This is a genomic window from Pseudomonas sp. BT-42-2 (assembly GCF_025847435.2).
GTDB classification, from domain to species: domain Bacteria; phylum Pseudomonadota; class Gammaproteobacteria; order Pseudomonadales; family Pseudomonadaceae; genus Aquipseudomonas; species Aquipseudomonas urmiensis.
Map to the genome: position 1 here is coordinate 283131 of NZ_JAOYTM010000012.1, position 8965 is coordinate 292095.

Here is an 8965-nt window from a genome sequence, read left to right on the forward strand (position 1 = left end):
TAGCGGCCCCTGACACATGACTCATCGGCTGGCACAATATCGGCCATGAACAGACTTCCCGCCTGCTGCGCCCCACTCCAGCACCACTGGCCCCTGCCCCATCCGGTCCCCGGTGCGCAGCTGGTCAGCTGTGCCTTCGACCCCGCCAAGCTTGCCGCCGATGACTTTCAGCGCGCAGGCATCGAACACAGCGCCAGCTTGCAGCGTTCGGTGGCCAAGCGCCAGGCCGAATACCTGGCCGGCCGCGTCTGCGCGCGGGCCGCGTTGCAGCAACTGGACGGTCGCGACTATGTACCCGGCAGCCATGAAGACCGCTCTCCGATCTGGCCAACCGGCATTCATGGCTCGATCACCCACGGCAAGGGTTGGGCCGCTGCGGTGGTGGCCGCCGATGGTCGCTGCAAGGGCCTGGGTCTGGATCAGGAAAGCCTGCTGGACGATGAGCGTGCCGAGCGCCTGGCCCAGGAGATCCTGACGCCTGCCGAGCTCGAACGTCTGGACCGCAGCCAGTTTGGCCTGACTGTGACGTTGACCTTCTCGCTCAAAGAGAGCCTGTTCAAGACCCTCTACCCACTGACAAAACAACGCTTCTACTTCGAACACGCCGAAGTGCTCGAATGGTCTGTCGGCGGCTTGGCCCGGCTCCGTCTGCTCACTGACCTGTCTCCAGCCTGGCAGCAGGGGATCGAGATCGATGGGCAGTTCTGCATCAAGGATGGCCACCTGTTGAGCTTGATCAGCGTCTAGCCCTCAGGACGGCGCCTGTACCCGTGGCCAACTGAGGCTGAAACACGCACCGCCCAAGCCTTCGCTACGCCCGACCATGGCCCGCCCGCCGTGCCAGTAAATGATTCGTCGCACGATCGACAGCCCCAGGCCGTGGCCGCCCGAGGCACGCGTGCGGCTGTCGTCCAGGCGGGTGAAGGGGGTAAAAATGCGGTCCCAGAAGCCTTCGGGAATGCCTGGGCCGTCGTCTTCGACATCGATCCGGCAACGCTGCTGGCCAATCTGATAGCTCAGGCGCACCTCGGACTCGGCATGGCGCATGGCGTTGCCGACCAGGTTCTGCAAGGCGCGGTGCAGATAACGCGGTTCCGCCTCGACCCAGGCGCCCGCCCCTTCCAGCCCCTGGCATACGCCACGGCTGACGCGTACCTCGGCGCGCAGCGGCGCCAACTCGGCGATGACCCGGTCGAGCAAGGCGTCGAGGTCGACGGCCTGGAATTTCAGCGCCGGTGCGCCCTGTTCCAGGCGGGCATAGGTCAACATCTCGTCGACCAGCTTGTCGAGGTCTTGAATGTCGCTGTCCATGCCCGCCAGATGCTTGGCCCGGGCTTGTTCAGTGTTGGCGGTTTCGATCATCTCCAGGCCAAAACGCAGGCGCGCCACCGGTGTGCGCAGCTCATGCGAAACGGCACGCACCAGCTCCCGCTGCATGCTCAGCGAACGCTGCAGGTGCTCAGCCATGCCGTTGAACGCTGCCGCCAGACGCCCGACCGAGTCCGCATCGCCCGCTGGCACGCGGGTATCCAGACTGCCCTGGGCAATGCGCGTGGCGGCATTCTCCAGGCCCGAAACCCGCCGTTCCAACTGGCGCACCAGCAGGTACACGACCAAGCCGATCAGGCACAGGCCGAGGAAGGCGATAAGGATCAACAACTGCGGTGGATAGAGGTTGAGCTGATACAGCGGGCCGATTTCCAGCACCCAGGGCGAGCCAGGCAGGCCAGCAAACACGCGAATCGAGTCGCCATCCTTGCCCAGCGCCATCACCGTGTCGCCCTCCTCCACCCGCCGCCGCTGGTCGTCGTCCAGACCCACGCGCTCCAAGCGCTGCAGGGCGACGTCAAAACCAAAGCCCTTGCTCTGGCGCAGCTCAGCCAGGCGTCGCTGTTGCTCGGTGATCGGATAACGCACCAGTTCATCGGCCACCAGGTACAGCGTGGCTCGCGCCAATTGCTCGCTGACCTGCTGGACCTGCGCTTCGAGCAACACGTCTTCGCGGCCGACCCGGCGCAATACCCGCGCCGCATGCGGGCCAGTCTTCTCCACGACCACCAGGTCGCGGTAAAGACGCGCTCGCTGGCCGCCGTCGAGGGTCAATGCGCTCATCGGTCGCAGGTCCAACGGCACACCGAGCAGCCGCTCCCAGATCACCAGCGAACGCTTGCGCTCGACGTCGTTCTGCAGCGCCAGATTGTCGGCCATCAAACTGAAAGTGCCCTGGGCCAGGCGCTCGCGGTGCTGTTCGGCGCGCACCTGATTGACCAGGTGCAGGCTGAGCACGCCAAGCACCGCGACCAGCACCAGGACGGCGAGCATGCCGCCATAGATACGCAGGAATATCGAGTTCATCAGGCCTGGGCCGCCTCGCCGACGAATAGATAGCCCTTGCTGCGCAGGGTCTTGATCAGCCGCGGATGAATCGGATCATCGCCGATCTTGGGGCGAATCTTGGAAATACGCACATCGATGGAGCGGTCCTGGCCGTCGTAGCCGACGCCGCGCAGGGAGGTGAAGATCTGTTCGCGCGAGAGCACCCGCCCTGCGTGGCTGGCCAGCAGCCAGAGCAAGTCGAATTCGGCGCCGGTCAGGTCGATCGGTTGTTCGTTGAGCCAGGCCTCGCGCAGGCTGCTGTCGATCCGCAGGGCACCGAATTGCAACTCCTGGCGCTTGCCATCCAGACTCTCGCTGCGGCGCAACAGGGCATTGATACGCGCCAGCAACAGGCGCGGGCGCACCGGTTTGCACACATAGTCGTCGGCCCCCAGGTCCAGGCCTTGGACTTGATCGAGCTCGTCGCTGCGGGCGGTGAGCATGAGAATCGGCCCGGGGTATTGGCCGCGCACCCGGCGGCAGATGCTCAGGCCATCTTCGCCGGGCAGCATCAGGTCGAGGATCACCAGGTCCGGCTGGCTGTCGAGAATACGCCGCACCGCGCGCGCGCCATCGCCTTCCACTGCCACCTCGAAACCGTTGGCCTGCAGGTATTCAGCGGTGAGCTCAGCGAGGCGCTGGTCGTCCTCGACAATCAGGATGCGGTTGCAGGGCTGGTCCATGGCCTTCCTCTGTGTTGTTTTAGTTATCTGCTGGGGGTGTTGCCTGGGCGGGGCTCATCGCGGGGCAAGCCCGCTCCCACGCTGAGATACGTTTGCGCGCGAGCCACTACAGTGTCCCTGCCGTTCACCAAAAGGCAATATCACCGACGGATACTACGTCGCGCACCACGGACTTCCAAATCTCATCCAACCCCGCGCCAACACGCCCTGGACTGAACCGTTTTTTGTGATAGGGTGCGCGCCCTAAAAAAACTATGCCGGGGCATCAGCGCGTAGAAAAAAAGTGAAAACCTCATGGGACAAGGCCTACAGCCAATACCCACGAATCACACACAAACTACGCACAAGTTATCCACAGGCGCTCACCTTGCAAAGCCCCCGCGACCGCATTATCTTGTATCCCCATTGCAGCGAACCACTACATATTGGGTTTCGCTTGAAATCACAAACACAAGTCGGCACGCAAACTCAAGCGATTTTTCGGCCTGAACTTAGTGTGATTTGCGCAGCCAAACCGCTCCTGCGGAGGCGACCGAGGCAAGCCCGTCCAAGCGGCCTTGTTCGGGTATGGGTGTTGCAGGCATCGCCTGGTGACACCCGACAGCAACAGTTTTTGGGCCACGGCCCAGAACCTTTGACTTCGGCCAGGGAGCGGCAAGCTATTGCCCCTTATTCCTGAGTCTGTCCCGAAGTCGGTAAGCCCGAGCGGGCGGATGCACGTGCGTGTGCATCCCCGCGGGGCCACCAGGCTAGTGGATGGAACGGTGGGCGCTCAAAAGGCGCCTGAACATATAGAAACTGTGGAGACACCCACCGATGCAAACCGACACAACTCGCGAGAACCCGCAGGCCCAGGTGCCGCAGGGCGCAGATTCGAACCAGGATCTGGCTGCCACCGCACCTGGCCAACTGCGCGTGATCAAGCGCAATGGCACTGTCGTCGCCTACACCGACGACAAGATCACCGTGGCCATCACCAAGGCGTTCCTCGCAGTTGAGGGCGGCACTGCCGCCGCCTCGTCGCGCATCCACGACACCGTTGCGCGCCTGACCGAGCAGGTCACGGCTACCTTCAAGCGTCGCATGCCATCGGGCGGCACCATCCACATCGAAGAAATCCAGGACCAGGTCGAACTGGCCCTGATGCGTGCCGGCGAGCAGAAAGTTGCCCGCGACTACGTGATCTACCGCGACCAGCGCGCCAAAGAGCGTGCTACCCGCGCCAACACCGATGCCGTGGTCGAGCCGCACCCATCGATCCGCATCACCCTGGCCGACGGCAGCAAGGCGCCGCTGGACATGGCCCGCCTGAACACCATCATCAGCGAAGCCTGCGAAGGCCTGGCCGAAGTCGATGGCGAGCTGATCCAGCGCGAAACCCTGAAGAACCTGTACGACGGCGTCGCCATCAAGGACGTCAACACCGCCCTGGTGATGACCGCCCGTACCCTGGTCGAGCGTGAGCCAAACTACTCGTTCGTCACCGCTCGCCTGCTGATGGACACCCTGCGCGCCGAAGGCCTGGGCTTCCTCAGCGTCGCCGACAGCGCCACTCACCACGAGATGGCTGAGCTGTACGCCAAGGCGCTGCCGGCCTACGTGGCCAAAGGTATCGAGTTCGAGCTGCTCAACCCTGCCCTGGCCGACTTCGACCTGGAGCGTCTGGGCAAGGCGATCAACCACGAGCGTGACCAGCAGTTCACCTACCTGGGCCTGCAGACCCTGTACGACCGCTACTTCATCCACAAGGATGGCGTGCGCTTCGAGCTGCCGCAGGTGTTCTTCATGCGCGTGGCCATGGGCCTGGCGCTGGAAGAGAAAGACAAAGAAGCCCGCGCGATCGAGTTCTACAACCTGTTGTCGTCGTTCGACTACATGGCTTCGACCCCGACCCTGTTCAACGCCGGCACCCTGCGTCCACAGCTGTCGAGCTGCTACCTGACCACCGTGCCGGACGACCTGTCGGGCATCTACCACGCGATCCACGACAACGCCATGCTGTCGAAATTCGCCGGTGGCCTGGGCAACGACTGGACCCCTGTGCGTGCACTGGGCTCCTACATCAAGGGTACCAACGGTAAATCCCAGGGCGTCGTGCCGTTCCTGAAAGTGGTCAACGACACCGCCGTCGCCGTGAACCAGGGTGGCAAGCGCAAAGGCGCTGTGTGTGCCTACCTGGAAACCTGGCACCTGGACATCGAAGAATTCATCGAACTGCGCAAGAACACCGGTGATGACCGTCGTCGTACCCACGACATGAACACCGCCAACTGGATCCCTGACCTGTTCATGAAGCGTGTCTTCGATGACGGCAAGTGGACCCTGTTCTCGCCGAACGAAGTACCTGATCTGCACGACCTGACCGGCAAGGCCTTCGAAGAGCGCTACGAGTACTACGAAGCCCTGACCGAGTACAACAAGATCAAGGTGTTCAAGACCATCCAGGCCAAAGACCTGTGGCGCAAGATGCTCTCGATGCTGTTCGAGACCGGCCACCCATGGCTGACCTTCAAGGACCCGTGCAACCTGCGTTCGCCGCAGCAGCACGTGGGCGTCGTGCACAGCTCCAACCTGTGCACCGAGATCACCCTGAACACCAACAAGGACGAGATCGCGGTCTGCAACCTGGGCTCGATCAACCTGCCGAACCACATCGTCGACGGCAAGCTGGACACCGCCAAGCTGCAGCGCACTGTCAACACCGCCGTGCGCATGCTCGACAACGTGATCGACATCAACTACTACTCGGTGCCGCAAGCGCGTAACTCGAACTTCAAGCACCGTCCGGTCGGCCTGGGCATCATGGGCTTCCAGGACGCACTGTATCTGCAGCACATCCCTTACGGCTCCGACGCCGCCGTCGAGTTCGCCGACAAGTCGATGGAAGCGGTCAGCTACTACGCGATCCAAGCGTCCTGCGACCTGGCTGACGAGCGCGGCGCCTACGAGACCTTCCAGGGCTCGCTGTGGTCCAAAGGCATCCTGCCGCTGGACTCGCAACAGATCCTGATCGAGGCCCGTGGCCAGAAGTACATCGACGTCGACCTCAACGAGACCCTGGACTGGGCGCCGGTGCGTGCTCGGGTACAAAAAGGTATTCGTAACTCGAATATCATGGCCATCGCGCCAACCGCGACCATCGCCAACATTACTGGCGTTTCGCAGTCGATCGAACCGACCTACCAGAACCTGTACGTGAAATCGAACCTCTCGGGCGAATTCACCGTGATCAACCCATACCTGGTTCGCGACCTCAAGGCTCGCGGCCTGTGGGACTCGGTGATGATCAACGACCTGAAGTACTACGATGGTTCGGTCCAGCAGATCGAGCGCATCCCACAAGAGCTCAAAGACCTCTACGCCACCGCGTTCGAAGTCGAGACCAAGTGGATCGTCGATGCCGCCTCGCGTCGCCAGAAGTGGATCGACCAGGCCCAGTCGCTGAACCTGTACATCGCTGGCGCTTCGGGCAAGAAGCTGGACGTGACCTACCGCATGGCCTGGTACCGTGGTCTGAAGACCACCTACTACCTCCGTGCCCTGGCCGCGACCAGCACCGAGAAGTCGACCATCAACACCGGCAAGCTCAACGCCGTTTCCAGCGGTGGCGACAGCGCCCCGGTCCAGGCCGCAGGTCCAGCACCTGTGCCGAAGGCCTGCGCGATCGACGAGCCTGACTGCGAAGCCTGCCAGTAAGGCCTGATGCCGCAAGGGGCGCTCTGAGGAGCGCCGCTTGCGGCATTTTTGTCTGTACTGGCCCTGACAGGGAATCATCACCCACTGCCTGGCAACCTTCGTCAATGGATAAAAAAGAGTGTCGACACCGCACAGGCGGCATCGGCCCCCACATCCAATGAGGAAGGCAAGCATGGCTCGGAAAAAAACCATCACTCGCAGGATTGGCCGCAATGCTGCAACCGGCCGCTTCACCACGGTCGAAGAAGCGCGCAACAACCCTAAGACCCACATCGTCGAAACGCTTCGCAAGAAGTGCGGCTAGCCCCCCCGATCGCGGGAGGCGCATAGCCTCCCGCCTCTCCTCTCTTATCGCTTAAAACACAATATTTTGTGCCAAATCAAATAACCAAACACCACATCTAGCGTTTTTTCAGCTACACTCCTTCCCCGTGAAACGACGCGTTATTCGTGAACGGAATCGCCCTGTACCGGTCGAAAAATTACCGCAGACCGGCGCAGCGTCGCTCCGATCGCCTGCGAATTCCGTTATACTTCGCCCCCCAAAAAAGGGTTGAGCCAATGATCGACTGCGTGACACAAGCCCCGCTTGGCCAGACCGCATGTTTTGTCGTTGCCACACTGTTTTCAGGCGTCCTGGCCCCTCGTTCGAGGACAGGCCAAGCGCTGACCCGACAATTTCAAATGTGACGAGAGCGAGCTCTCACTGCCCGCCGTATTGCCTTATGGGCCTTGCGTAGTACAGGCATCACCTCAAATCCAACCGGTTGCCCCGCGCAACCCTCTAGCAGGAGCCAGGACCATGCTGAGCTGGGACGAATTCGATAAAGAAGACGGCGAAGTCGCCGCCAAAGGCAGCACCCCCGCGCAGGCCAACGCCGCCGCTACCCTCGACAAGCTCGACAGCGCCGGTGGCGCCGCCGCCCTGGAAGCGCGTGCCGCTACCGCTTCTGACTCCGAGGCGGTCAAGCGCGCCAAGGCTGCCCTGAACGACCTGGACATCGCCGAAGGCCTGGCTGAACTGGAAGGCTCCTCGGCCCGCGTTGCGGTTGACGAGAAGCGCATGATCAACTGCCGCGCCGACCTCAACCAGCTGGTACCGTTCAAGTACGACTGGGCCTGGCAGAAGTACCTCGACGGCTGCGCCAACCACTGGATGCCGCAAGAGGTCAACATGACCGCCGACATCGCCCTGTGGAAGAGCCAGGACGGCCTGACCGAAGACGAGCGCCGTATCGTCATGCGTAACCTGGGCTTCTTCTCCACCGCTGACTCGCTGGTTGCCAACAACCTGGCGCTGGCCGTGTACCGCCTGATCACCAACCCGGAGTGCCGCCAGTACATCCTGCGCCAGGCCTTTGAAGAGGCGATCCACACCCACGCCTACCAGTACTGCATCGAGTCGCTGGGCATGGATGAAGGCGAGATCTTCAACATGTACCACGAGATCCCATCGGTGGCGAAAAAGGCTGCCTGGGGCCTGAAGTACACCCGCGCGATCTCGGATCCGGAGTTCAACACCGGCACCCCGGAGACCGACAAAGAACTGCTGCGCAACCTGATCGCCTACTACTGCGTACTGGAAGGCATCTTCTTCTACTGCGGCTTCACCCAGATTCTGTCGATGGGTCGCCGCAACAAGATGACCGGCGTTGCCGAGCAGTTCCAGTACATCCTGCGTGACGAGTCGATGCACCTGAACTTCGGCATCGACGTGATCAACCAGATCAAGATCGAGAACCCGCATCTGTGGGATGCCTCGATGAAGGAAGAAGCCACCCAGATGATCCTGCAAGGGACCCAGCTGGAGATCGAATACGCCCGTGACACCATGCCACGCGGCGTACTGGGCATGAACGCCGCGATGATGGAGGACTACCTCAAGTTCATCGCTAACCGTCGCCTGACCCAGATTGGTCTGAAGGAAGAATACCCAGGGACCACCAACCCGTTCCCGTGGATGAGCGAGATCATGGACTTGAAGAAGGAGAAGAACTTCTTTGAAACGCGCGTGATCGAGTATCAGACGGGTGGGGCGTTGAGCTGGGACTGATCTTCCCACTTAACTGGAAAGGTTGCCCAATGGACAGAATGCTGTTCACTTAAGGCTTGTGTCGCCTGCATTGGGGCCGCTTTGCGCCCCTTCGCGGGCAAGCCCGCTCCCACAGGTACGGCGCCGCTCGAACGGTCGGCGCCGTACCTGTGGGAGC

Annotated in this window: 6 protein-coding genes; 4 read left to right on the top strand and 2 right to left on the bottom strand. The window is 61.9% G+C overall.

Features of this window, described 5'->3' with window-relative positions; all coding sequences use genetic code 11:
• Nucleotides 1-45 precede the first annotated feature (45 nt).
• A complete protein-coding gene (locus tag OIU19_RS15995; RefSeq protein ID WP_264235817.1) occupies nucleotides 46-747 on the top strand; it encodes a 4'-phosphopantetheinyl transferase in 702 nt (233 codons plus the stop codon).
• A gap of 3 nt (nucleotides 748-750) precedes the next feature.
• On the opposite strand, the gene OIU19_RS16000 is transcribed toward OIU19_RS15995, so the two are convergent.
• Together OIU19_RS16000 and OIU19_RS16005 are read right to left on the bottom strand one after the other, a co-directional pair.
• Nucleotides 751-2358 carry an ATP-binding protein gene (locus tag OIU19_RS16000; RefSeq protein ID WP_264235832.1) on the bottom strand — a complete coding sequence of 536 codons (1608 nt, stop codon included), beginning with the start codon at nucleotides 2356-2358 and terminating at the stop codon, nucleotides 751-753.
• The gene (locus OIU19_RS16005) at nucleotides 2355-3059 is read right to left on the bottom strand and encodes a response regulator transcription factor (RefSeq protein WP_264235818.1); all 705 of its coding nucleotides are present in this window, start codon (nucleotides 3057-3059) and stop codon (nucleotides 2355-2357) included. The genes OIU19_RS16000 and OIU19_RS16005 overlap by 4 nt, the downstream gene beginning before the upstream one ends.
• An 816-nt stretch (nucleotides 3060-3875) precedes the next feature.
• Between OIU19_RS16005 and OIU19_RS16010 the strand changes: the two genes are divergently transcribed.
• From OIU19_RS16010 to OIU19_RS16020, 3 genes are all read left to right on the top strand, one after another.
• A complete protein-coding gene (locus OIU19_RS16010; protein ID WP_264235819.1) occupies nucleotides 3876-6755 on the top strand; it encodes a ribonucleoside-diphosphate reductase subunit alpha in 2880 nt (959 codons plus the stop codon).
• Between the two features lie 172 nt (nucleotides 6756-6927).
• Nucleotides 6928-7059, top strand: a complete 132-nt coding sequence (locus OIU19_RS16015) for a hypothetical protein (RefSeq protein WP_264235820.1) — start codon at nucleotides 6928-6930, stop codon at nucleotides 7057-7059.
• Between the two features lie 498 nt (nucleotides 7060-7557).
• Nucleotides 7558-8808: a ribonucleotide-diphosphate reductase subunit beta gene (locus OIU19_RS16020; protein WP_186554621.1), complete on the top strand. Its 1251-nt coding sequence runs from the start codon at nucleotides 7558-7560 to the stop codon at nucleotides 8806-8808.
• The last annotated feature ends 157 nt before the right edge of the window (nucleotides 8809-8965 follow it).

Excerpts from the sequence above, each read along its gene's own strand:
- OIU19_RS15995 (WP_264235817.1), top strand. The coding sequence starts at position 46 with ATGAACAGACTTCCCGCCTGCTGCGCCCCACTCCAGCACCACTGGCCC.
- OIU19_RS16005 (WP_264235818.1), bottom strand. The coding sequence starts at position 3,059 with ATGGACCAGCCCTGCAACCGCATCCTGATTGTCGAGGACGACCAGCGC.
- OIU19_RS16010 (WP_264235819.1), top strand. The coding sequence starts at position 3,876 with ATGCAAACCGACACAACTCGCGAGAACCCGCAGGCCCAGGTGCCGCAG.
- OIU19_RS16015 (WP_264235820.1), top strand. The coding sequence starts at position 6,928 with ATGGCTCGGAAAAAAACCATCACTCGCAGGATTGGCCGCAATGCTGCA.
- OIU19_RS16020 (WP_186554621.1), top strand. The coding sequence starts at position 7,558 with ATGCTGAGCTGGGACGAATTCGATAAAGAAGACGGCGAAGTCGCCGCC.